Raw genomic sequence first — 23,829 nt, 5'->3', positions numbered from 1 at the left:
CGCACAGGAGGCGAGCCCTTCGTGGCCGACCACATCGACGAGAACACCCCCGCGACCGATGGGGCGGCGGCTCCGGCCGAGCAGCCCGACGAGTCGCCCGCCATCCCCCAGGCCGCGGATCAGCCGCTGCCCGCGGAGCCCGACGACGACCCGGCCGACGACGACCCGGCCGCGGAGCCCGAGGTCGCCGCTGCCGAGCCCGAGCCCGAGCCCGCCGCGAAGCCCGAGCCCGCCGCGAAGCCGGAGCCTGCCGCCGCTGACCCGGAGCCGGTCGACGAGCCGGCGGGTCCGCGCTTCGGCGCGCAGTTCAGCAGCCCCGAGCCCACCACCGTCACTGCCCGCCCGCGTCGCCGCGCCACCCGACCGGCGCTCTCCGCCGACCCGGACTCCGTCGCCCCGGCGCCGGCGCAGGTCGCCCCGGTCATCCCGGCGTTCGTCTCCTTCGTCGCCCCGGCGGAGTCCGATGTCCCGGCACCCCGCCGCCGCGGCCGCCGGGCACAGGCCGAGTCGCCGGCCGACGCCCCGGCCACGCCGCCCGCCGACCCCGGCGCCGATGCGCCGGCCGCCGACGAGGGCGCCGGCGACACCGAGGCACCCGCACCGCGCCGCGGCCGCAGCCCCCGCCGGGCCGTCGCCGAGCCCGCCGGGACCGAGGCCACCGCCGGCAAGGCCGCCGCCACCGAGCCCACCGCCACCGAGCCCACCGCCACCGAGCCCACCGCCGGCAAGGCCACCGCCACCGAGCCCACCGCCACCGAGGACGGCGACACCCCCGCGCGGAGCCGCCGGCGTGGCAGGGGCGCCGCGCAGGCGGACCCCGAGCCCGACGAGGTCGCCGAGGAGCGCGACACCGAGGACACCGAGGACGGCGAGGACGGCGACGCCGAGGGCTCCGGCTCCAGCAGCAGCCGCCGCCGGCGCCGCGGACGCCGTGGCCGCGGCCGCGGCCGGACCGGCGACGACGGTGCCGACGGCGACGAGGACGGCACCGACGCCACGTCCGACGACTCCCCCGACGACGACACCGACACCCCCGCCGGTGACACCGTCCGCGAGGACTCCACGACGCAGGACGACGGCGACGACGAGGACGACACCGACGACGGCGACACCGCCGGCGGCTCCACCACCCGCCGCCGCCGCCGGCGCCGGCGCCGCGGCGAGAGCAGCGGCAGCAGCGCCGAGGACGCCACGGACGAGCCCGACGACCGCCCCGAGCGGGCCGGTCGCAACGGCCGCACCTCCAGCGACGACGACGTCCGCGGGGTGGCCGGGTCCACCCGGCTGGAGGCCAAGCGGCAGCGCCGCCGGGAGGGTCGCGACGGTGGGCGCCACCGCGCGCCGATCCTCAGCGAGTCCGAGTTCCTGGCGCGCCGGGAGGCCGTCGACCGCGCCATGGTCATCCGGCAGCAGGGCGAGCGCACCCAGATCGCCGTCCTGGAGGACGACGTCCTGGTCGAGCACTACGTCACCCAGGCGCAGGCGACGTCCTTCGCCGGCAACGTCTACCTCGGCCGGGTGCAGAACGTGCTGCCCAGCATGGAGGCGGCGTTCATCGACATCGGCAAGGGGCGCAACGCCGTCCTGTACGCCGGTGAGGTCAACTGGGACGCCGCCGGCCTGACCGGCAAGTCACGCTCCATCGAGCAGGCGCTGAAGTCCGGCGACAAGGTCCTGTGCCAGGTGACCAAGGACCCGATCGGCCACAAGGGCGCCCGGCTGACCCAGCAGGTCAACCTGCCCGGCCGCTTCCTGGTCTACGTGCCCGGCGGCTCGATGACGGGCATCAGCCGCAAGCTCCCGGACAAGGAGCGCACCCGGCTCAAGGACATCCTGAAGAAGATCGTTCCCGAGGACGCCGGCGTGATCATCCGGACCGCCGCGGAAGGCGCCTCGGAGGAGGAGCTCACCCGCGACGTGGCCCGCCTGCAGGCGCAGTGGGAGGTCATCCAGACCAAGGCCGCCTCGACCAGCAACGCGCCGACGTTGCTCTACGGCGAGCCCGATCTGGCCATCCGGGTCATCCGCGACGTCTTCAACGAGGATTTCAAGCGGCTCGTCGTGCAGGGCGACGACGCCTGGGACACCGTCGAGGCCTACGTCGCGCACGTCTCCCCGGAGCTGTCCGAGCGGCTGCAGCGCTACACCGGCACCGGTGACGTCTTCCGCGATCTGCGGATCGACGAACAGCTGATGAAGGCGCTGGACCGCAAGGTCTGGCTGCCCTCGGGTGGTTCGCTGGTCATCGACCGCACCGAGGCGATGACCGTCGTCGACGTCAACACCGGGAAGTTCGTCGGCTCCGGCGGCAACCTGGAGCAGACGGTCACCCGGAACAACATCGAGGCGGCCGAGGAGATCGTCCGCCAGCTCCGGCTGCGTGACATCGGCGGCATGATCGTCATCGACTTCATCGACATGGTGCTGGAGAGCAACCGCGACCTCGTGCTGCGGCGGCTCACCGAGTGCCTGGGCCGCGACCGGACGAAGCACCAGGTCGCCGAGGTGACCTCGCTGGGCCTGGTGCAGATGACCCGCAAGCGCGTCGGCCAGGGCCTGCTCGAGGTGTTCTCCGAGCCGTGCGAGCACTGCCGCGGCCGGGGCGTCGTCGTGCAGCTCGACCCGGTCGACGAGAAGCGCCGGTCCGGTGGCAACGGTGGCCCCGGGAACGCGAGCGGCGCCGGCGGTGGCGCCGGGAACGGCGGCGGCCGCAACCGCGACCGATCCGGCCGGGACGCCGGTGAGCGGACGGGCCCCGACGCCGCCGAGCAGCCGGACGCGGTCGTGGCCCAGGTGGAGGACTCCGGCGAGGCGGCCGGGGCGGCCGCGGCGGAGGCCCCGGTCGAGGGACGCGGCGGGCGGCGCAGCCGTGGCCGGCGTGGTCGTGGCCAGTCGGGTGAGGCGCGCGCGGCCGAGGACGCCGCCGTGCTCGCCGGAGCCCGCGAGCCCGGTGCCGAGTCGGCCGATACCGAGCCGGTCGGTGACGAGCCGGCCGATACCGAGCCGGCCACCGGCGGGCCGCTCGCCGAGGTGGTCCACGAGTCCGTGGGCGAGGAGCTGGCCACCCCGGGCGACGCCCGGCCCGAGCCGGCCGGGAACTCCACCGGCCCGGTCGAGGGCGCGGTCCCGGAGGCCGCCGAGCCGGTCGTCGACGACGAGCCGGAGGTCGAGATCAAGCCTGCGGTGACCGACGAGCCGGTCGTCGAGACGGAGCCGGTCGTCGAGGCGCAGCCGGTCGTCGAGACGGAGCCGGTCGTCGAGACGGAGCCGGTCGTCGAGGTGGAGCCGGTCGTCGAGGCGGAGCCGGTCGTCGAGACGGAGCCGGTCGTCGAGACGGAGCCGGTCGTCGAGGCGGAGCCGGTCGCTGCGCCGCGCCCGCGGCGCCGGCGGGCGGCCTCCCGGCCGGCCGGTCCGCCGTCCTGACGAAGGATCCCCGTGCCCCTACCCGCTCGCAGGCCGGTGGGCGGGGACCGGCCCGAGGCTCTGCACGGGGGCCTCGGGCCGGTTCGACCCGGGCCGCGCGGCTCGGGTACGCTGGCCGGGTTGCATCGCCACGGGCTGCGCGTTCGGCGTGCCCGGTCGGCGTCCGCGACCCGTCCAGCACCCGGCCCCGTACCGGCTGTGCGCGCAGGACACAGTGCTGCATTTTGAGGGAACCGATCGAGGAGTCAGTGGTGTACGCAGTCGTCAAGGCCGGTGGCAAGCAGCACAAGGTAGGTGTCGGTGACACCTTCACCGTGAACCGCCTGGTCGGGGAGGCCGGTGACACCCTCACCCTTCCGGCGGTGCTCCTGGTCGACGGGGAGAACGTCACCGCCGACGCCCAGGGGCTCGCCGGGGTCACCGTCACCGGTGAGATCGTCGCCCACGCCAAGGGCCCGAAGATCCACATCCACAAGTTCAAGAACAAGACCGGTTACCACAAGCGGCAGGGGCACCGTCAGCCCCTGACCGACGTCGTGGTCAGGGCCATCGACACGGACATCACGAAGGGCTGACGACGACATGGCACACAAGAAGGGCGCATCGTCCTCCCGTAACGGCCGCGACTCGAACGCCCAGCGCCTCGGCGTCAAGCGGTTCGGTGGCCAGGTCGTCAAGGCCGGCGAGATCATCGTCCGCCAGCGCGGCACCCACTTCCACCCGGGTCTCGGCGTCGGCCGCGGCAAGGACGACACGCTGTTCGCCCTGGTCCCCGGCTCGGTGACCTTCGGCTTCCGCCGTGGCCGTCGCGAGGTCGCCATCTCCGCCGTCGAGGCGAAGACCCCGGTCGCCGTCTGAAGGAGGACCCCGTCCTCCGCACCCCTCGCAAGCTCGGGGTGAGCCTCTGGACGGGGCCGAACCACCTGCTCGTCACCACCCAGCGCCGGCCCCGGTCGGCGCTGGGCGGTGCAGCAAGTCCCCTGAACCCGTACGGCCGTAACGCAGAGAGGCGGCGATCATGGCCGCTTTCATCGACCGCGTGACCGTGCACGTGGCAGCCGGCAAGGGTGCCAACGGGGTCAGCTCCGTGCACCGCGAGAAGTTCAAGCCCCTCGGTGGCCCCGACGGCGGCGACGGGGGCGACGGCGGCGACGTCGTCCTCGAGGTCGACGGCAGCGTGCACACCCTGCTGGACTTCCACCACCGCCCCCACCAGCGCGCCGGCAACGGCAGGCAGGCCGCCGGGAACTACCGCAACGGCGGCCGTGGCGAGGACCTCGTCCTGCGCGTCCCCTCCGGCACCGTGGTCACCGTCGACGGCGAGCAGGTCGCGGACCTCGTCGGCATCGGGGCCCGGGTGGTCCTGGCGCGCGGCGGGAAGGGCGGACTGGGTAACGCGGCACTGGCCAACGCCCGCCGCAAGGCCCCCGGCTTCGCCCTGCTCGGTGAGCCCGGCGACACCGTCGACGCCGTCCTCGAGCTCAAGAGCATCGCCGACGTGGGCCTGGTGGGTTACCCGTCGGCGGGCAAGTCCTCGCTGGTCGCGGCCATGTCGGCGGCCCGGCCCAAGATCGCCGACTACCCCTTCACGACCCTGGTGCCGCAGCTGGGCGTCATCCGCTCCGGCGACACCACGTACACGATGGCCGACGTCCCCGGCCTCATCCCCGGTGCCTCGGTCGGCAAGGGCCTCGGCCTGGAGTTCCTCCGGCACGTGGAGCGGTGCGCCGTGCTCGTGCACGTCATCGACATGGCGACCATGGAGCCCGGCCGCGACCCGGAGACCGACATCGTCGCCCTGGAGCACGAGCTGCGCACGTACTCGGAGGGCGCGACCGGCGGCGACGAGCTCGACCTGGTCGGCCGGCTGCGGATCGCCGTGCTCAACAAGATCGACGTCCCGGACGCCCGGGAGCTCGTGGACCTGGTCCGCGAGCCCCTGGAGGCCCGCGGCCTGCAGGTGTTCGCCATCAGCGCGGCCACCGGCGAGGGCCTCACGGAGCTCGGTTTCGCCCTCGCCCGGGCGGTCGAGGAGCACCGCGCCTCGCTGCCCGCCGTCCCGGCCGCGCCGATCACCATCGTCCCGAAGGCGGTCGGTGACGGTGGGTTCACCGTCGAGCCCGACCCGCGCACCGATGGCTGGGTGGTTCTCGGTATCCGCCCCGAGCGCTGGGTCCGGCAGACCGACTTCAGCAACGACGAGGCGGTCGGCTTCCTCGCCGACCGGCTCAATCGGCTGGGTGTCGAGGAGGCGCTCGCGAAGGCCGGCGCCGCCCCCGGCGACGCGATCACCGTCGGCGACGTCACCTTCGACTGGGAACCGACCCTGCCGGCCGGCACGCTCAGCGTCGAGGAGATCGCCGGCCTCGGCGGCCGGGGCACCGACACCCGGCTGGAGAGCGACAGCCGGATGCGCGCCAACGAGCGGCTGGCAGCCAAGAAGGCCCGCCGCACGCCCTACGAGCTCACCCCGCTGGACGACGAGCCCGACCCGGACGCCGACGACCGGTGAGCACCCGACCGGAGATCGGCGGCGCCCGCCGGGTCGTGGTCAAGGTCGGTTCCTCATCCTTGACCACCGTGCCCGGGGGGCTGGACACCGAGCGGTTGCGGGCGCTCGTCGACGTCCTCGGTGCGCTGCGCGCCGCCGGCCGGGAGGTCGTGCTCGTCTCCTCCGGCGCGATCGCCGCCGGGCTGGCGCCGCTGGGCCTGGGCGGCCGACCCCGCGACCTGGCCACGGCCCAGGCCGCCGCCAGCGTCGGCCAGTTGCGGCTGGTGCAGACCTACGCCGATGCGTTCGCCGCGCACGACGTGACCGTCGGGCAGGTGCTGCTCACCGCCGACGACCTCACCCGGCGCAGCCACTACCGCAACGCCCGGCAGACCGTCGAGCGGCTGCTCGCGCTGGGCGTGCTGCCGATCGTGAACGAGAACGACACGGTCGCGACCGAGGAGATCCGGTTCGGCGACAACGACCGGCTGGCCGCGCTGGTCGCCCACGTGGCCGTCGCCGACGCGCTCGTCCTGTTGTCCGACGTCGACGGCGTCTACGACGGTGACCCGCGGAGCGGCCCCGCCCAGCTGATCGACACCGTGCGCAGCCGCAGCGACCTGGCTGCGGTCACCCTCGGCTCGGCCAGCCGCAACGGCGTGGGCACCGGAGGGATGGCCACCAAGGTGGAGGCCGCGTTCATCGCATCCTCCGCGGGGGTGCCCGTCGTCGTCACGTCCACGCCACAGGCTGCCGCCGCGCTGGCCGGTGAGCGGGTGGGCACGCTGTTCGCCGCCGCCGGCCGCCGGCCCTCGGGCCGGCAGTTCTGGCTGCGGTACGCCAGCCGGCCGCGTGGCCGGCTGCTGCTGGACGACGGCGCGGTGCGCGCCGTCCGCGAGCGGCACGCCTCGCTGCTGGCAGCGGGGATCACCGGGGTGACCGGGGAGTTCCTCGCCGACGACCCGGTGGAGCTGGTCGGCCCGGACGGCGTCGTCGTCGCCCGCGGGCTGGTCGCCTACGACGCCCGGGAGATGCCCGACCTGCTCGGCCGGAAGACCGGCGACCTCGACCCCGAGCACCGCCGGGAGGTCGTGCACCGCGACGAGATGGTCCTGATCGGGCGCCGCCCCCGCGGCTGAGAGACTGGGGCACGTGGACGACGAGCGCAGCGAGGAGAACGCGTGACCATTCGCCCCATCCGTGAGCTCGGGGATCCCGTGCTGCGCACGCCCGCCGACCCGGTCCGCGCCTTCGACCGTGATCTGGCCGCCCTCGTCCGCGACCTGGAGGAGACCGTCGACCACCCCGGCCGCGCCGGTGTGGCAGCGCCGCAGATCGGGGTGGGGGTGCGGGCGTTCTCCTACAACGTCGACGGCGTCATCGGGCACATGGTCAACCCGGTGATCACCGAGCTGTCCGAGGAGACCCAGGGCGACGACGAGGGCTGCCTGTCCATCCCGGGCCTCTACGCCCCCACGGTCCGGGCGATGCACTGCGTCGCCGAGGGCTTCGACGTGCGTGGGGCGGCCCTTCGGCTGGCGGGGTCCGGCCTGCTGGCCCGCTGCCTGCAGCACGAGGTCGATCACCTCGACGGGAAGCTGTTCGTCGACCGGCTGACCGGTGACGCCCGCAAGCGGGTGCTCCGCGCGCTGCGCAGTTGAGGAAGGCCCTCCGTGCCCCCCACCACTCGCAGGCTCGCGGCGGGACCCTGCACGGGGGCCGCGCGTAACCTCGGGGCGTGTCCGCTGCCGATTTTCCCCTGATCGGGGCCGCCGCGGCGCGTGCCCGTGAGGCCGCCCGCGTGCTGCGCACCCTGCCCACCGCGACCAAGGACGCCGCCCTGGCCGCCATGGCCGACGCGCTGCTCGAGCGCACTGACGAGGTGCTCGCCGCCAACGCCGCCGACGTCGAGGCCGCCGCGGCCGACGGCACCCCGGACCCGGTGCTCGACCGGCTGCGGCTGGACGCCGCCCGGGTCGCCGGGGTGGCCGACGCGCTGCGGCAGCTGATCGCCCTCCCCGACCCGGTGGGCGACGTCGTCCGCGGCTCCACCCTGGCCAACGGCCTGCAGCTGCGCCAGGTGCGGGTGCCCCTCGGCGTGGTCGGCATCGTCTACGAGGCGCGGCCCAACGTCACCGTCGACGCCGCTGGCCTGTGCGTGAAGAGCGGCAACGCCGCCCTGCTGCGCGGCTCCGGGTCGGCGCACCGCACCAACACCGCGCTGGTCGCCGTGCTCACCGAGGCCGCCGAGAAGGCCGGCCTGCCGGCCGGCTCGATCGCCCTGCTGCCGGCCGAGCGCGCGTCCGTGGGGGAACTGCTCAACGCCCGTGGCCTGGTCGACGTGGTCATCCCGCGTGGCGGGGCCTCGCTCATCCAGCGCGTGGTGCGCGAGGCGACGGTGCCGGTGATCGAGACCGGCGTCGGCAACTGCCACGTGTACGTCGACGCCTCGGCCGACGCCGCGATGGCCGAGGCGATCGTCCTGAACGCCAAGACGTCCCGGGTCAGCGTGTGCAACTCCGCCGAGACGCTGCTGGTCCACCGGGACGCCCCGGTGCTGTCCCGGCTCATCACCGCGCTGACCGGGGCCGGGGTCACGCTGCACGGCGACGAGCGGGCCTGCGCCATCTCCGACGCCGTGCGGCCGGCCACCGACGAGGACTGGGCCACCGAGTACCTGTCGATGGACATGGCCGTCCGCGTCGTCGACGACCTGCCCCAGGCCCTCGACCACATCGACCGGTGGGGGAGCGGGCACAGCGAGGCGATCGTGGCCGAGTCCGCCCGGGCGATCGCCGACTTCACCGCCGGGGTCGACGCCGCCGCCGTCCTGGTCAACGCCTCGACGCGGTTCACCGACGGCGGCGAGTTCGGGTTCGGTGCCGAGATCGGCATCTCCACCCAGAAGCTGCACGCCCGGGGGCCACTGGGCCTGCCGGAGCTGACGTCGACGACGTTCGTGGTGACCGGCAGCGGCCACGTGCGCTGAGGCGCCGCCCCGACCCGCACCGCTGGGCAACCACCCGCCCCACCGCCCCGTCAGGAGCCGCATGCCCCGCCCGCCCACGCACGTCGCCCAGTTCGCCGACGTGGCGGACGTGACCGCGCGGCTCACCGCCGCCGGCTACCTGCCCGACGCGCAGATCGCGACGACGGTCTTCCTGGCCGACCGGCTGGGCAAGCCGCTGCTCGTGGAGGGCCCGGCCGGGGTGGGCAAGACCGAGCTGGCCAAGGCGCTGGCCACGGCCACGGACGCCGAGCTCATCCGGCTGCAGTGCTACGAGGGGCTCGACGAGGCGCGCGCGCTGTACGAGTGGAACTACAAGAAGCAGTTGCTGCGGATCTCCGCGGCCGGCGCCGGATCGGCCGGCGGGGCCGACTGGGACACCGTGCACGACGACGTCTTCGGCGAGGAGTTCCTGCTCGCGCGCCCGCTGCTGACCGCCATCCGGCGCGTCGACCCCACGGTGCTGTTGATCGACGAGACCGACAAGGCCGACGTCGAGGTGGAGGGCCTGCTCCTGGAGGTGCTCAGCGACTTCCAGGTCACCATCCCCGAGCTGGGCACGATCACCGCCGTCCGCCGGCCGCTGGTGGTGCTCACCTCGAACGCGACCCGTGAGCTGTCCGAGGCGCTGAAGCGGCGCTGCCTGTACCTCGCGCTGGACTATCCGAGCGCGGCACGTGAGCGCGAGATCGTGCTCTCCCGGGTGCCCGACCTCGCCCCGGCGCTGGCCGATCAGCTGGTGCGCACCGTCCGTGCGCTGCGGGCCCTGGAGCTGAAGAAGGCCCCGTCGATCTCCGAGACGCTGGACTGGGCGCAGACCCTGCTGGCCCTCGGTCTGGACACCCTGGACTCCGCCGCGGTCGGCGCCACCCTGGGCGTGGTGCTCAAGCACGCCAGCGACCAGGTCCGGGCCGCCGCCGAGCTGCGGCTGAACTGATGTCCGGCGCCCCGCCCGCCGGGCCCGGGGGGCTCGCCGGTCACCTGGACGGCTTCGTCCGTGCGGTGCGGGAGGCCGGGATCCCGGTGGGCATCAGCCAGGCGGTGGACGCCGCCGAGGTGCTCACCGTCGTGGAGCTGCTCGACCGTGAGCAGCTGCGGCACGGGCTGGGCGCGGTGCTGCTCCAGCGGGCCGCCCAGCGGCCGGCGTTCGACGTCCTGTTCGACCTGTGGTGGCCGCTGACCGATCGGCCGGCGGCGCACCGGGCCGGCGGTGCAGAGGGCGAGGGCGGCCAGGACGACGGCCCCGCGGACGGCGAGCTCCTGCCGCTGGCCGGCGGCGACCCCGGGGAGCTGGCCGAGACGCTGCGGGCCGAGCTGCTGCGCCGGCTGCTGGCCGGGGACGACGAGTCGTTGCGCCGCTTCGCCCGGACCGCCGTCGACGCGTTCGGGCAGGGGCAGCCGACGTCGGCGGGGCAGTCGTTCTTCAGCTACCGGGTGCTGCGGGCGCTGTCCCCGGACACCCTGACGGCCGCGCTGGTGCAGGGCCTGCTGGCCGGCGACGAGCGCGGCGGGCTGGCCGAGCAGGTCGCCCGGCACACCGGCAGGGAACGCGTCGACGCCTTCCGGGCGGCCGTCGAGGCCGAGGTGCGGCGGCGGACGGCGGCGGAGAAGGGCCGGGACCGGGTGGTGCGGTCGGCGGTGCGCCCGCTGGCCGACCAGGTCGACTTCCTGCGCGCGCAGCAGGCCGACCTCGCCGAGCTGCGCCGGACCGTGGGGCCGCTGGCCCGGCGGCTGGCCGCGCGGCTGTCCGCCCGCCGCCGGCTGGGCCGGGAGGGGCGGCTGGACGTCCGGCGCACCGTGCGGGCGTCGCTGGCCACCGGTGGGATGCCGCTGGTCACCCACCACCGGCCGCGGGCGGTGCACAAGCCGGAGCTGGTGGTGCTCTGCGACGTCAGCGGTTCGGTGGCCGGGTTCAGCCACTTCACGCTGATGCTCACCCAGGCGCTGCGCGAGCACTTCTCGGGCGTGCGGGCGTTCGCGTTCGTCGACTCCACCGACGAGGTGACCCGGTTCTTCCGGCCGGGTGCCGACGTCGTGGACGCGATCGCCCGGATCGGCCGGGAGGCCGACGTGGTCGCCTTCGACGGGCACAGCGACTACGGCAACGCCTTCGAGGTGTTCGCCGAGCGGTGGCCGGCCGCGGTGGGCCCGAGGACGTCGCTGCTCGTGCTGGGCGACGGGCGCACGAACTACCGCCGGCCTGGCCTGCCCGCGCTGGCCGACCTGGTGCGCCGGGCCCGCTCCGCCCACTGGCTCAACCCCGAGCCGCGCCGGCTGTGGGGCAGCGGTGACTCCGCGGCCGACCGGTACCGCGAGGTGGTGCCCATGGTCGAGGTGCGCACCGCTGCGCAGCTGGCCGACTTCGTCACCACCCTCTGAGAACGGACCCGGGCGCGCCGGGTGCCGTAACCGCAGCTACTGAGCCGCGTTGGTCGGGGTGGGGAGGCTCCGTCGCCACCCCGGCGCCCACCGGTCCGACAGCGTCGTCCGGCTGGGCGGCGACCGGCTGCACGGGGGAGCCGGTCGGTCGTGCAGCGGTCCGCCCGGCACCCGCCGAGCGGCCCCGCCGGCCGGAGCCGGTGGTCGGGACCCCGGCTCCGGCGCGGCCGGGCTAGGCTCGATCGGTGGCAGCGGGACGACGACTCGGGGTGATGGGCGGGACGTTCGACCCCGTCCACCACGGTCACCTGGTGGCAGCCAGCGAGGTGGCAGGCCGGTTCGGCCTCGACGAGGTGGTGTTCGTGCCAACCGGTCAGCCCTGGCAGAAGTCCGAGCGGGAGGTCAGCCCGGCGGAGGACCGCTACCTGATGACGGTCATCGCCACCGCGTCCAACCCGCGCTTCTCGGTGAGCCGGGTGGACGTCGACCGCGGCGGGCCGACCTACACCGTCGACACCCTGACCGACCTGCACCGCCAGCACCCCGAGGCAGAACTGTTCTTCATCACCGGCGCGGACGCGCTGGCCCAAATCGTGGGCTGGCGGGACAACGAGCGGTTGTTCGGCCTGGCGCACTTCGTCGGTGTCACCCGCCCCGGGTACCACCTCGCCGACTCCCATCTGCCCGAGGGCGCGGTCAGCCTGGTCGAGGTGCCGGCCCTGGCCATCAGCTCGACCGACTGCCGCGACCGGGTACGGCGTGGCTCACCGGTCTGGTACCTCGTGCCCGACGGCGTGGTGCAGTACATCGAGAAGCGGGGCCTGTACCGGGACCCCGAGCCGGGATCCGAGTTCGACGGAACGCTTCCGGCCGGCCGGCCGCGCCCGACCCGCACCGACCACCCCACCGAGGACGCCCCGTCCCCCGATCTGCAGGAGACCCCCCGATGACCGCCTCGGCCGAGGCCCGCGAGACCGCGCTGATCGCAGCGCAGGCCGCCGCCGACAAGCTCGCCACCGACGTGTCCATCGTCGACGTGAGCGACCGGTTGGCCATCACCGACGCCTTCGTCCTGGCGGCGGCACCCAACGAACGTCAGGTCCAGGCGATCGTCGACAGCGTCGAGGAGCAGTTGCGTGCCCACGGCGTGAAGCCGGTGCGCCGGGAGGGCGTCACCGAAGGGCGCTGGGTGCTGCTGGACTTCGTCGACATCGTCGTCCACGTCCAGCACGCCGAGGAGCGGGCGTACTACGCGCTCGAGCGGCTGTGGAAGGACTGCCCGGTCATCCCGTTCACCGACAAGGCGGCTCCGGCCGGCACCGCGCCGGCCGGCGAGCCGGTGGACGCCGACGGCGACGAGCCGGGGCAGACCGGCCGGTGAGTGACGCCGCTGCCCCGCCGCCGGTCGCCCGGTTGGTGGTCTGGCGGCACGGTCGCACCGAGTGGAACGCCGGCGGCCGCTTCCAGGGGCAGCTCGACCCGCCGCTGGACGCCGTCGGACGCGCCCAGGCGGCCCGCACCGCTCCGTACCTGGCAGCCGCGCTCGCCGGTGAGGACGCCGTGCTGGTGTCCAGTGACCTGGTGCGCGCCCGGGACACCGCCGAGGCCCTCGCCCCGCTGCTGGGTGTCCCGGTGCAGGTCGACGAACGACTGCGCGAGCACGGCCTGGGCTCCTGGGAGGGCCTGACCCGGGACGAGGTCGCCGCGCGCCACCCCGAGCAGTACGCCGACTGGCTCGCCGGGCGCCCGGTGCGGGGTCGCGGTGGCGAGCCGGCCGAGGCGGTGGCGCACCGGGTGATGGCCGCGGTCGCCGATCTCCCGCCGGCCGGGGCGGCGGTGCTGGTGACCCATGGCGGCACGGCCGGCCGGCTGGTGGAGGCGCTGCTGGGTCTCGGTGTCGACCAGCGCCGCGTGTTCGGGCCGCTGGGGAACTGCAACTGGAGCGAGCTGTCGTTCCAGGCGTCCCGCTGGCGGCTGATGCGGCACAACGGCACGGTGGCGCTGCCGGCCGGGGAGGGCGGCGTGCCGCGCCCCGACGGTACGTACGGGCGGTCGGGCGCCGACTCCGGCGACGCCGTGGCACCCGCGGGCGCCAGCCCGGAAGAGGCTCCGCCGGCGGTTCCGCAGGATGCTGACGCCACGACCTGAGACGGCGCGCGGTTAGCCTGCCGCCATGTCCGTCGCCGTGGTCACCGACTCCACGGCCTACCTGCCGGCTGCGCTCGTCGAGGAGTTCGACGTCGAGGTCGTGCCGCTCTACGTGGTGCTGGCCGGCCGGTCGGGCCGGGAGGGCACCGACGTCACCCCCGGCGAGGTGGCCCGGGCCCTCGGCGTCCGGGGCGGGCAGGTCTCGACCTCGCGGCCGACGCCGGGTGACTTCGTGGCCGCCTACCGGCGCCGGCTGGCGGCCGGGGCCGGCCGGATCGTGTCCGTCCACCTCTCCGGTGAGCTCTCCGGTACCTGGGACGCCGCCCGGCTGGCAGCCGCCCAGGTCGGGGAGCACCTGGTGACCGTGCTGGACTCCCGCTCGGCGGCGATGGGCAGCGGGTTCGCGGTGCTCGCCGCCGCCCGGGCGGCGGCGGGCGGGGCCGGCGCGGAGGAGGTCGCGGCGGCCGCCCGCGACACCGCGGCCGGCACCCGGGTGTTCTTCGTCGTCGACACCCTCGACCACCTGCGGCGGGGCGGGCGGATCGGATCGGCGGCCGCCCTGCTGGGCACCGCCCTCGCCGTCAAGCCCGTGCTGCACGTGACCGGCGGGCAGGTCGTCGCCCTGGAGAAGGTGCGCACCTCCAGCCGGGCACTCAACCGGATCGTGCAGCGCGCCGTCGACGTCGCCGACGGGGGCCGGGTCGATGTCGCCGTGCACCACCTCGCCGCTCCCGAACGGGCGCAGCGGCTGACCGACCAGCTCATCGCACGGCTGCCCGGCATCCGGGACCTGCACGTCAGCGAGATCGGGGCGGCGATCGGCGCCCATGTCGGGCCGGGCGCGGTCGGGGTGGTCATCGACCCCTCGCCGCGGTGGGGGGAGGCCGCCGGGCGGCCGGAGGACTGAGCCGGGCGGGCGCACCGCCGCCGCCCCGCCCGGCATCCGTGGTGTGGTGTCCCCCCGTCCACAACGGGCGTCCCCGTCCACAGCCGACGCCCGTGGGGCCGGGATGCCGGGGCGCGCTCCTAACGTCCGGTGGCGTGCGCTCCTCCGCCCGACGCAGCGACGACGCCGACCTGATCCGGGCCCGGCTGCGGGTGGTGCTCGCCGAGCTCGACCAGGCGCCCGGCTGGGTCCCGCCCGACGACCTGCTGAGCGACGCGGACGACGCGGACGACTCGAAGGACGGGGGCGACGGGGACAACCGCTCCGGTCGTCGTGACGCCGGTGACGGGGCGGCGGACGACCTCGCCGACGTGCCGGGCGCCGAGCGGGAGGGCGAGCACCGGAGGCCGGGCCCGGCCGCCCGCCGGCTGCCGGTCGACCCCGACGACGGGTTGCCCGCCGGGCTGGGCCGGCACCGGGCCCCCGGCGGGGCGGCCCGGCTCGACCCGGGTCGGCCGGGCGCCCGGGCGCTGTTGCTGGCCGGGGTGCTCGCCGCGCTGCTCGTCGTCGGCTGGACCTGGGCGGACCGGCCGGAGGTCGAGCCGGTCGCCGTCGACGCGATGGCCCCGGCGACGTCGTCGCCGCCGGCCGGCACGTCCGCCGTGCCCACGCCCAGCCCGGCTCCACCGACCGTCGGCGAGCTCGTGGTCTCGGTGGTGGGGCAGGTCGCCCGCCCGGGCCTCGTGACCCTTCCCGCCGGCTCCCGGGTCGCCGACGCCCTGGCCGCCGCCGGCGGGCTCCTGCCGGACGCGGACCCGGCGTGGGTGAACGGTGCCGCCGTGCTCAGCGACGGGCAGCAGATCGCCGTCGGTGTGCCCGCCGCGCCCGGCGGCGCGGGAACGGCCGGCGGTGCCGAGGCCACCGGCCCGCTGCACCTGAACACCGCGACCGTCAGCGATCTCGACGCACTCCCCGGCATCGGCCCGGTGCTGGCCCAGCGGATCGTCGACCACCGGTCGGTGCACGGCGTCTTCACCAACGTCGCGCAGCTGGACGACGTCCCCGGCATCGGTCCGACCATCTACGCCGAGCTGGCCGGGCGGGTCACCGTCTGATGCCGGCCGGCCACCGGTGGCGCGCTGCCCGTCGTCCCCACCGGTGGGGTGGCGCCACAGCCCGGCCGAGCAGGACCGGACGGCCCCGGCCGGCTCCTGGCGTCGCCCGGGTGCAGGTGCCGGTGCGGCGGCGGGCGGCGGACCGGTGGTCCTGGGTGGACCTCAGGCTGGTGCCGGCCGCCGCTACGGTGTGGGCGCTGACCCTGGCCGCCCCGTCGCTGCCCGTCGGGGTACTGGGCGGGTGTGCGGTCGGCTGCGCCGGTGCGGCGGCGTTCCTGCTCCGGGGAGGCGCGGGGCGGTCGCCGCGCTGGTCGGGCCGCCGGGCGATCGCCGTCGGGTGCCTGGCCGCCGCGATCGCGGTGTCGGCGGCCGCGGCCGTGCGGGCCGCCGACCGGGCCACCTCCCCACTGCCCGAGCTGGCCGAGCTGGGCGCGGTCGTGCCCGTCGTCGTGGAGCTCGCCGACGACCCCCGCCCGCTGGCCGGAGCCGGCGGGCCCCGGGTCCTGGTGGCCGCCGACGTCCGGGAGGTGTCCGGCGCGGAGGTGCCGGCCGGCTCGGTGCTGGTCTTCGGCCCCGCGGAGGAGTGGGTGGGTCTGCTCCCGGGTCAGTCGGTGTGGCTGCGGGCCGCGGTCCGCCCGGCCGAGGACGGCGACACCCTGCTGGCCGTCCTGTCGGCCCGCTCCCCGCCGATCCCGGTCGCCGGGCCCGGGCCGGTGCAGGAGGCGGCCGGAACGCTGCGCGCCGGCCTGGTGGGGGCCGCCGACCGTGCGCTCGAGCCGCGGCCGGCCGGGCTGCTGCCCGGTCTGGTGGTCGGCGACACCCGCGCCATGGACCCGGTGCTCACCGCGGAGTTCCGCCGGGCCGGGCTCGCCCACCTGACTGCCGTCTCCGGTGCCAACGTGGCCATCGCGATCGCCCTGGTCCTCTGGCCGCTGCGCCGGTACGGCGTGGACCGGCGGGTGCAGGCCGCGGTGGGGTTGCTCGCGCTGGCCGGCTTCGTCGTGCTGGCCCGGCCGGGGGCCAGCGTGCTGCGGGCCGGCGCGATGGCCGTGGTGGTCCTGGTGGCGCTGGCGTGGGGGCGCAGCCGGGCGGCGGTGCCGGCGTTGGCCGCCGCGGTCTGCGTGCTGCTGCTCGTCGAGCCGGACCTGGCGCGCGAGGGCGGCTTCGTCCTCTCGGTGGCGGCGACGGCGGCGATCGTGCTGGTCGCCCGGCCCTGGTCACGGGCGTTGCGGCAGCGGGGCGTGCCCCGGCCGGCCGCCGACGCCCTGGCGGTGAGTGCCGCGGCCGGACTGGCCACCGCCCCGTTGGTGGCCGCTCTCTCCGGGGTGGTCAGCCTGGTGTCACTCCCGGCCAACCTGCTCGCGGCCCCGGCCGTCGCCCCGGCCACCGTGCTGGGGCTGCTGGCCGCGGTGGTCTCCCCGGTGGCACCCCCGCTGGCCACCGCACTCGCCTGGCTGGCGGGCTGGCCGGTGCGCTGGCTGGTGCTGGTCGCCGAGCGGGCGGCGGCGGTGCCCGACGGAGCCACCGGCTGGCCGGCGGGCCTGCCGGGGGCGGCCCTGCTCACCGTCGTGCTGGCCGCCGTCGTCACGGCACTGGTGCGCTGGCCCCGGCTGCGCCCGCTGGCCCTGGCCGCCCTGCTCGGCGCCGTGCTGCTCGGCTGGCCGCTGCGCCAGGCCACCCGGGGCTGGCCGCCCGGCGCCACGCTGCTCGTCGCCTGCGACGTGGGCCAGGGCGACGCCCTGGTCCTGCCGACCGCGCCGGGGGAGGCGGTGCTGGTGGACGCCGGCCCGGATCCCGGTCTGGTCGACGGGTGCCTGACCCGGCTGGGGATCGAGCGGCTGCCGCTGGTGTTGCTGTCCCACCTCGACGCCGACCACGCCGGCGGCCTGACCGGTGCGCTCGCCGGCCGCGAGATCGGTGACATCGCCACCGGCACGCTGTCACCGGCCGACGAGCGGGCCGCCGCGTTCACCCGGACGGTGCACGCCGTCGGCAGCCGGCACGTGGTGCTCCGGCCCGGGGAGCACCGCACGGTCGGCGGGCTGCACCTCGAGGTGATCGCGCCGCAGCCGGCCGCGGCCACGGTGTCCGCCGAGTCCAACGACCTGTCGCTGGTCGTGCGGGCCAGCCAGCGCGGCGTGCGGGTGCTGCTCACCGGTGACCTCGGGGCGGAGGCCGAGCGCCGGATCATCGCGTCGGGGGCCGACCTGCGCGCCGACGTGCTCAAGGTGCCCCACCACGGGAGCGCCGACGCCGACCGGGAGTTCCTGGCCGCCACCGGCGCCCGCGTCGCCCTGGTCTCGGTGGGCGCCGACAACACCTACGGCCATCCCACCGACCGGCTCCTGGACTGGCTGGCCGCGGACGGCATGCGGGTGCACCGCACCGACCGCCAGGGCGACCTCGCCGTCGTCGGGAGCGCCGGCAACTGGGGTGTGGCCGTCCGTGGCGTCGACGCCGTCCTCCGCGCCACCGCGAGCGCGGAACTCCTCCCCGGGGTGGTGGCGCGAGGCCCCGCCGGCCCGCGGAGGGAGCCGGGACGGTCGGTTCCGCGTGACACCATGGGCACGTGGCAGCGGCACCCCCGGAACCGACGTCCCACCTGCGGGTCGTGGTGGGGGAGGAGGAGCTGCTGCGCGCCCGCGCGGTCTCCGCCGTCCGGGCCGCCATCCGCGCGCGGCACGCTGACTCGGAGGAGCACGAGCTGGTCGCCGCCGGCCTGGCGCTGGGCACGCTGGCCGACGCCCTGACCCCCTCGCTGTTCGGCGGGCACCGGCTCGTCGTCGTGCTCGGGGTGCACGAGGCGGCGGCCGCGCTGGCCGAGGCGCTCGTCGGCTACGCCACGCAGCCCGACCCCGACCTCACGCTGGTGGTGGTCCACTCCGGTGGCAAGCGGAACGAGGCGCTGCTCAAGGCGTTCAGGGCCGCGGGGGCCGCCGTCGACGAGTGCCCGAAGATCAGCTCGGCGGGGGAGCGGATGGCCTTCGTCCGCAACGAGGTGCGCCGGCTGGGTGGGCGGATCAGCCCGGATGCGGCCACCGCCCTGCTCGAGGCGGTCGGCAACGACCTGCGCCAGCTGTCCTCGGCGGCCGGCCAGCTGGTCTCGGACTTCGGTGGCTCCATCGACGCGGAGGCGGTGGCCCGCTTCCACCGGGGGCAGGCCGAGGTCACCGGGTTCACCGTGGCCGAGCGGGTCCTGATGGGTGACACCGCGGGGTCGGTGGAGATGCTGCGCTGGGCGCTGCAGCGCGGGGTGGCCCACGTGCTCATCGCCGACGCGCTGGCCGACGGGGTACGGACGGCGGCCCGGGTGGCCTCGCTGAACACCAACGACGTCGGCGACCTCGCCCGGACGCTGAAGCTGCCGCCGTGGAAGGTGCGGAAGGCCCAGGCCCAGGCGCGGGGGTGGACGATCGACGCCCTGCAGCAGGCCATGGGGGTCGCCGCCGAGCTCAACGCCGACGTGAAGGGGGTCGCGGCCAGCGCGGACTACGCGCTGGAACGGGCGGTGCGGCGGATCGTGGCGATCCGTGCCGAGTCCGCCCGCGGCCGCGATGCCCGGGTGCGTCCCGGCCGCTGAGCCGGGCAGTGCGCCGGCGGGTGTCTCCTGGGCCGGCGAACGCGACGAGCCCCCGTCCCGTGCGGGAGGGGGGCTCGTCGGTGGGGGCGGCGCCGGTCGCTGGACCGTCGGCGACGCCCGGAGCTCAGAGGCTCGCGACCTTCTTGGCCAGCGCCGACTTGCGGTTGGCGGCCTGGTTCTTGTGGATGATGCCCTTGCTGGCGGCCTTGTCGAGCGCCTTGCCGGCGGTCACGAGGGCGACCGTCGCGGCGTCCTTGTCCCCGGCGTCGGCGGCCGAGCGGAAGCGCCGGACCTGCGTCTTGAGGGCGGACTTGACCGCGACGTTGCGCTGACGCGCCTTCTCGTTGGTCTTGATCCGCTTGAGCTGGGACTTGATGTTCGCCACGCGTGAGCCTCGGATGTCTCGCTGGAAGGTGTTCTTCTGACAGTGCTGCAGATGATCGTGCGTCCCCGACGCCAGAGCATCAGCGGACCGGCCTCACAAGATACCAGCCGCACTCAGCGGCCCCCAATCGGCGACCGGGCGCAGGCACCGGGACGGCCGGGTCGCCGGGATACCGGCGCGGATGCGAGCCGAGCGCTCTGCCGGGGCGGAGTCCGTGGGACGATGGGAGCACTGTGACTGCTCCCGCCAACACCGACCCGGCCCGCATCCGGAACTTCTGCATCATCGCCCACATCGACCACGGCAAGTCGACGCTGGCCGATCGGATGCTGGAGGTGACCGGCATCGTCGAGGGCCGCCAGATGCGTGCCCAGTACCTCGACCGGATGGACATCGAGCGCGAGCGCGGCATCACCATCAAGTCGCAGAACGTGCGGCTGCCCTGGACCCCGCGCACCGGCGAGCTCACCGGCACCGAGCACGTCCTGGACATGATCGACACCCCTGGGCACGTCGACTTCACCTACGAGGTGTCCCGGTCGCTGGCGGCCTGCGAGGGCGCGGTGCTGCTCGTCGACGCCGCCCAGGGCATCGAGGCCCAGACGCTGGCCAACCTGTACCTGGCGATCGAGAACGACCTGACGATCATCCCGGTGCTCAACAAGATCGACCTGCCGGCCGCCCAGCCGGAGAAGTTCGCCGCCGAGCTCGCGCACATCATCGGCTGCGAGCCCGGTGACGTGCTGCGGGTCAGCGGCAAGACCGGCGAGGGCGTGCCCGAGCTGCTCGACGCCATCGTGGCGACGATCCCGGCTCCCACCGGCGACGCGGACGGCCCCGCCCGCGCGTTGATCTTCGACTCCGTCTACGACATCTACCGGGGCGTGATCACCTACGTGCGCGTCGTCGACGGTCGGATCTCCGGCCGCGAGCGGATCAAGATGATGTCGAACAACGTGACCCACGAGCTGCTGGAGATCGGCGTCATCTCCCCGGAGCCCAAGCCGGTCGAGAGCCTGGGCGTCGGCGAGGTGGGCTACTTCATCACCGGGGTCAAGGACGTCCGCCAGTCGCGGGTCGGCGATACCGTCACGCTCCAGCACCGGCCGGCCGCGGAGTCCCTCGGCGGCTACCGCGACCCGAGGCCGATGGTCTACTCCGGCCTCTACCCGATCGACGGCAGCGAGTACCAGCTGCTCCGGGAGTCGCTGGACAAGCTGCTGCTCAACGACGCGGCCCTGGTGTACGAGCCGGAGACCTCCGCGGCCCTCGGCTTCGGCTTCCGGGTCGGCTTCCTGGGGCTGCTGCACCTGGAGATCGTGCGCGAGCGGCTGGAGCGCGAGGGCGGGCTCAGCCTCATCTCCACCGCGCCCAACGTCGTCTACCGGGTGGTGATGGAGGACGGCACCGAGCACACCGTCACCAACCCCAGCGACTGGCCCGAGGGCAAGATCGACAAGGTGTTCGAACCGATCGTGAACGCCACGCTGATCGCCCCCAGCGACTACACCGGCGCGATCATGGAGCTCTGCCAGGGCCGCCGGGGCTCGTTGACCGGCATGGACTACCTGTCGGAGTCCCGGGTCGAGCTCCGCTACACCCTGCCGCTCGGTGAGATCATCTTCGACTTCTTCGACGCCCTGAAGTCCCGCACCCGCGGCTACGCCTCCCTCGACTACGCCGAGGCCGGCGAGCAGGAGTCGCAGCTGGTCAAGGTGGACATCCTGCTGCAGGGCGAGGCCGTCGACGCGTTCAGCGCGATCGTGCACAAGGACAAGGCCTACAGCTACGGCGTGATGATGGCCGGCAAGCTGCGCGAGCTGATCCCGCGCCAGCAGTTCGAGGTGCCGATCCAGGCGGCTGTCGGCTCCCGGGTCATCGCCCGGGAGACGGTCCGCGCCATCCGCAAGGACGTGCTGGCCAAGTGCTACGGCGGTGACATCACCCGCAAGCGCAAGCTGCTGGAGAAGCAGAAGGAGGGCAAGAAGCGGATGAAGATGGTCGGCCGCGTCGAGGTCCCCCAGGAGGCCTTCGTGGCCGCGCTCTCCAACGCGGAGCCCACCAAGAAGTGAGGGACCGGGTCGCCCCGGAGATCGAACGGCGGCTCGCCGCGGCGCGCTGAACGGTGCCGGGGGACGCCGCCCCGCGCCGGTGCGGCGCGGGACGGCGGCCGCCGTCAGACGGTGAAGACGATCTTCCCGGCGGTGCGGCCCTCGTGCATGCGGGCGAAGCCCTCCGCCGCCTGCGTCAGCGGCAGCTCGACGTCGATCTGCGGCCGGACGCCGGTGATCCGGCACATCTGGATGAGCGACTCGAGCTCGTCGCGGGTACCCATGGTCGAGCCGACCACCGACAGCTGGGTGAAGAAGACGCGGTTCAGCTCGGCTCCCGGGTTGAAGCCCGTCGTGGCGCCGCAGGTGACGACCACGCCGCCGGGCCGCAGCGACTTGATGCTGTGCGACCAGGTCGCCTCGCCGACGGTCTCCATCACGCCGTCCACCCGGGCGGGCAGCCGGGCACCGGTCTCGAAGGCCTGGTCCGCGCCGAGCGCGAGGGCGGCCGCCCGCTTCTCCTCGCTGCGGCCGGTCACCCACATCCGGTAGCCGGCCGCGCTGCCCAGCTTGATCAGCGCCGTCGCGACGCCGCCGCTGGCGCCCTGCACGAGCACGGTGGAGCCGGGGCGGAGGCCGGACCGCACGAAGAGCATCCGGTAGGCGGTCAGCCATGCGGTGGGCAGACAGGCCGCCTCGGCGAAGGACAGCTCGGCCGGCTTGGGGACGACGTTCCGCTCGGGGACGACGACCTGCTCGGCCATCGTCCCCTGGTGCAGCTCGGAGAACAGCGACCGCTTGGGGTCCATCGTCTCGTCACCGCTCCAGCCCGGGCTGGCGACGACGCCGTGCACCACGACCCCGTTGCCGTCCTGGTCGAGCCCGGCCGCGTCGGTGCCCAGGATCATCGGCATCCGCTCCTGCGGCAGGCCGATGCCCTGGAGGCTGAACAGGTCGTGGTGGTTGAGCGAGACGGCCTTGACGTCGATCGTCGTCCAGTCGTCGGGCGCCTCGGGGGCCGGGCGGTCGCCGACCTCCAGGACGGAGAGCGGGTCGTCGGGAGCGGGCGTCGACACGAAAGCTGCGAGCATGGCCCGACGCTATTGCATGGTCGTCCTTCGGACGACACCGCGACCAGGTACCGTCCCCGCACGCGTAGAGCCGTTGCCCGGAGTCCGGGCGGGAGCCTCCGGCCCCGCGCCCGGCCGCCGGAGCCGACTGGCGTCGGCGGTCGTCCCCGGTGCCTAACTGAGGGCGGAACCCGCGGCGTCGAAGACCAGCACCTCGGCCGAGTGGACGGTCAGGACCAGCTCCGATCCCTCCCGGACGTCCAGCCGCTTGTCCAGGCGGAACACCAGATGATCGGCCCGGCCGGTGGAGCCCGCCACCAGCCCGACCGGGTCGACGAACGCGAAGGTCTCCGAGCCCAGGCGCTCGACGCGGGCCACCCGGACGGGCAGCCGGCCGGCGTCCCCGGGGTTGCCGGCGCCGGCGCCCACCACGTCGGCGCCCTCCGGCCGGATGCCGACGGTCACCCGGTCGGCGGCGCGGCCGGCGGCCCCGGGCACCGGGATCTGCAACGAGTCCGTGAGCACCGCGCGACCGTCGCGGACGGGCACCGAGTCGATCAGGTTGATCGACGGGGAGCCGATGAAGCCGGCGACGAACGTGTTGACCGGCCGCTCGTAGAGCTCGGTGGGACTCCCGATCTGCTGCAGCTGGCCCGCACGCAGGACGGCGACCCGGTCGCCCATGGTCATCGCCTCGGTCTGGTCGTGGGTCACGTAGACGGTCGTCGTGCCCAGCCGCTTCTGCAGGTTCGCGATCTCGGCGCGGGTGGAGACCCGCAGCTTCGCGTCCAGGTTCGACAGCGGCTCGTCCATGCAGAAGACCTTCGGGTCCCGGACGATGGCCCGGCCCATCGCGACCCGCTGCCGCTGCCCGCCGGACATCTTGGCCGGCTTGCGGTCCAGCAGGTCCTCCAGCTGGAGCACGCGGGCGGCCTCGGCCACCCGCGTGCTGATGTCGGCCTTGCTGACGCCGAGGTTCTTCAGGGCGAACGCCATGTTCTCCCCGGCGGTCATGTTCGGGTACAGCGCGTAGCTCTGGAAGACCATCGCGACGTCCCGATCACGGGCCCGGCGGCCGGTGACGTCGACACCGTCGATCAGCACCCGCCCCGAGGTGACCGGTTCCAGGCCGGCGAGCATCCGCAGGCTCGTCGACTTCCCGCACCCCGACGGGCCCACGACGACCAGGAACTCGCCGTCCTGGACCTCCAGGTCCAGCCGGTCCACCGCCGGGCGCTCGCCCGGCGCGAAGGACCGGGTGACCTCCTGGAACGTCACCGACGCCATGGCCGGC

Annotated in this window: 20 protein-coding genes; 17 read left to right on the top strand and 3 right to left on the bottom strand. The window is 75.0% G+C overall.

What is annotated here, in order from left to right:
* Positions 1–21 precede the first annotated feature (21 nt).
* From ACYVG5_RS05175 to holA, 16 genes are all read left to right on the top strand, one after another.
* A complete protein-coding gene (locus ACYVG5_RS05175) occupies positions 22–3,423 on the top strand; it encodes an Rne/Rng family ribonuclease (protein ID WP_460683005.1) in 3,402 nt (1,133 codons plus the stop codon).
* Positions 3,424–3,674: 251 nt separating this feature from the next.
* Positions 3,675–3,998, top strand: a complete 324-nt coding sequence (gene rplU / locus ACYVG5_RS05170) for a 50S ribosomal protein L21 (RefSeq protein ID WP_222045526.1) — start codon at positions 3,675–3,677, stop codon at positions 3,996–3,998.
* A 7-nt stretch (positions 3,999–4,005) separates the two neighbouring features.
* Positions 4,006–4,281 (top strand): 50S ribosomal protein L27, encoded by a 276-nt coding sequence (rpmA, locus tag ACYVG5_RS05165; protein WP_222045524.1) that lies wholly within the window; start codon positions 4,006–4,008, stop codon positions 4,279–4,281.
* A gap of 160 nt (positions 4,282–4,441) precedes the next feature.
* Positions 4,442–5,935 (top strand): GTPase ObgE, encoded by a 1,494-nt coding sequence (gene obgE, locus ACYVG5_RS05160; protein WP_222045522.1) that lies wholly within the window; start codon positions 4,442–4,444, stop codon positions 5,933–5,935.
* Positions 5,932–7,053 (top strand): glutamate 5-kinase, encoded by a 1,122-nt coding sequence (gene proB, locus ACYVG5_RS05155; protein WP_222045520.1) that lies wholly within the window; start codon positions 5,932–5,934, stop codon positions 7,051–7,053. Before obgE ends, proB begins: the two co-directional genes overlap by 4 nt.
* A gap of 42 nt (positions 7,054–7,095) precedes the next feature.
* Complete coding sequence (def, locus tag ACYVG5_RS05150) at positions 7,096–7,575, top strand: peptide deformylase (protein ID WP_222045518.1); 480 nt, start codon at positions 7,096–7,098, stop codon at positions 7,573–7,575.
* A gap of 77 nt (positions 7,576–7,652) precedes the next feature.
* Positions 7,653–8,903 (top strand): glutamate-5-semialdehyde dehydrogenase, encoded by a 1,251-nt coding sequence (locus tag ACYVG5_RS05145; protein WP_222045516.1) that lies wholly within the window; start codon positions 7,653–7,655, stop codon positions 8,901–8,903.
* Between the two features lie 61 nt (positions 8,904–8,964).
* A complete protein-coding gene (locus tag ACYVG5_RS05140) occupies positions 8,965–9,858 on the top strand; it encodes an AAA family ATPase (protein WP_222045514.1) in 894 nt (297 codons plus the stop codon).
* On the top strand, positions 9,858–11,300 hold the full coding sequence (locus ACYVG5_RS05135; protein ID WP_222045512.1) for a vWA domain-containing protein: 1,443 nt from the start codon (positions 9,858–9,860) through the stop codon (positions 11,298–11,300). The genes ACYVG5_RS05140 and ACYVG5_RS05135 overlap by 1 nt, the downstream gene beginning before the upstream one ends.
* Positions 11,301–11,545: 245 nt before the next feature.
* Positions 11,546–12,250: a nicotinate-nucleotide adenylyltransferase gene (nadD, locus tag ACYVG5_RS05130; protein ID WP_222045510.1), complete on the top strand. Its 705-nt coding sequence runs from the start codon at positions 11,546–11,548 to the stop codon at positions 12,248–12,250.
* Positions 12,247–12,681: a ribosome silencing factor gene (rsfS, locus tag ACYVG5_RS05125; RefSeq protein WP_222045508.1), complete on the top strand. Its 435-nt coding sequence runs from the start codon at positions 12,247–12,249 to the stop codon at positions 12,679–12,681. The genes nadD and rsfS overlap by 4 nt, the downstream gene beginning before the upstream one ends.
* Positions 12,678–13,448, top strand: coding sequence for a histidine phosphatase family protein (locus ACYVG5_RS05120; RefSeq protein WP_222045506.1), 771 nt, complete (start codon positions 12,678–12,680; stop codon positions 13,446–13,448). The genes rsfS and ACYVG5_RS05120 overlap by 4 nt, the downstream gene beginning before the upstream one ends.
* 25 nt (positions 13,449–13,473) lie before the next feature.
* Positions 13,474–14,355 (top strand): DegV family protein, encoded by an 882-nt coding sequence (locus tag ACYVG5_RS05115; RefSeq protein ID WP_222045504.1) that lies wholly within the window; start codon positions 13,474–13,476, stop codon positions 14,353–14,355.
* Positions 14,356–14,489: 134 nt separating this feature from the next.
* Positions 14,490–15,449, top strand: coding sequence for a ComEA family DNA-binding protein (locus ACYVG5_RS05110; RefSeq protein ID WP_222045502.1), 960 nt, complete (start codon positions 14,490–14,492; stop codon positions 15,447–15,449).
* 155 nt (positions 15,450–15,604) lie between these two features.
* A complete protein-coding gene (locus tag ACYVG5_RS05105) occupies positions 15,605–18,199 on the top strand; it encodes a ComEC/Rec2 family competence protein (protein ID WP_460683004.1) in 2,595 nt (864 codons plus the stop codon).
* Complete coding sequence (holA, locus tag ACYVG5_RS05100; RefSeq protein ID WP_246629650.1) at positions 18,082–19,029, top strand: DNA polymerase III subunit delta; 948 nt, start codon at positions 18,082–18,084, stop codon at positions 19,027–19,029. The genes ACYVG5_RS05105 and holA overlap by 118 nt, the downstream gene beginning before the upstream one ends.
* 124 nt (positions 19,030–19,153) lie before the next feature.
* Here the strand turns inward: holA and rpsT are convergent, their stop codons facing one another.
* Positions 19,154–19,414, bottom strand: a complete 261-nt coding sequence (rpsT, locus tag ACYVG5_RS05095; RefSeq protein WP_222045498.1) for a 30S ribosomal protein S20 — start codon at positions 19,412–19,414, stop codon at positions 19,154–19,156.
* A gap of 233 nt (positions 19,415–19,647) precedes the next feature.
* Here rpsT and lepA point away from each other — a divergent pair, with 233 nt between their 5' ends.
* Positions 19,648–21,486, top strand: a complete 1,839-nt coding sequence (lepA, locus tag ACYVG5_RS05090) for a translation elongation factor 4 (RefSeq protein WP_222045496.1) — start codon at positions 19,648–19,650, stop codon at positions 21,484–21,486.
* A 104-nt stretch (positions 21,487–21,590) separates the two neighbouring features.
* Here the strand turns inward: lepA and ACYVG5_RS05085 are convergent, their stop codons facing one another.
* Positions 21,591–22,556, bottom strand: coding sequence for a zinc-binding dehydrogenase (locus ACYVG5_RS05085; RefSeq protein ID WP_222045494.1), 966 nt, complete (start codon positions 22,554–22,556; stop codon positions 21,591–21,593).
* A 153-nt stretch (positions 22,557–22,709) separates the two neighbouring features.
* Entirely contained in the window at positions 22,710–23,822 is a 1,113-nt protein-coding gene (locus ACYVG5_RS05080; protein WP_222045492.1) for an ABC transporter ATP-binding protein, read from the bottom strand.
* Between the last annotated feature and the right edge of the window lie 7 nt (positions 23,823–23,829).

The sequence above is a fragment of the Modestobacter lapidis genome (genome assembly GCF_054780755.1).
This window is presented reverse-complemented; position numbering and strand designations above follow the sequence as displayed.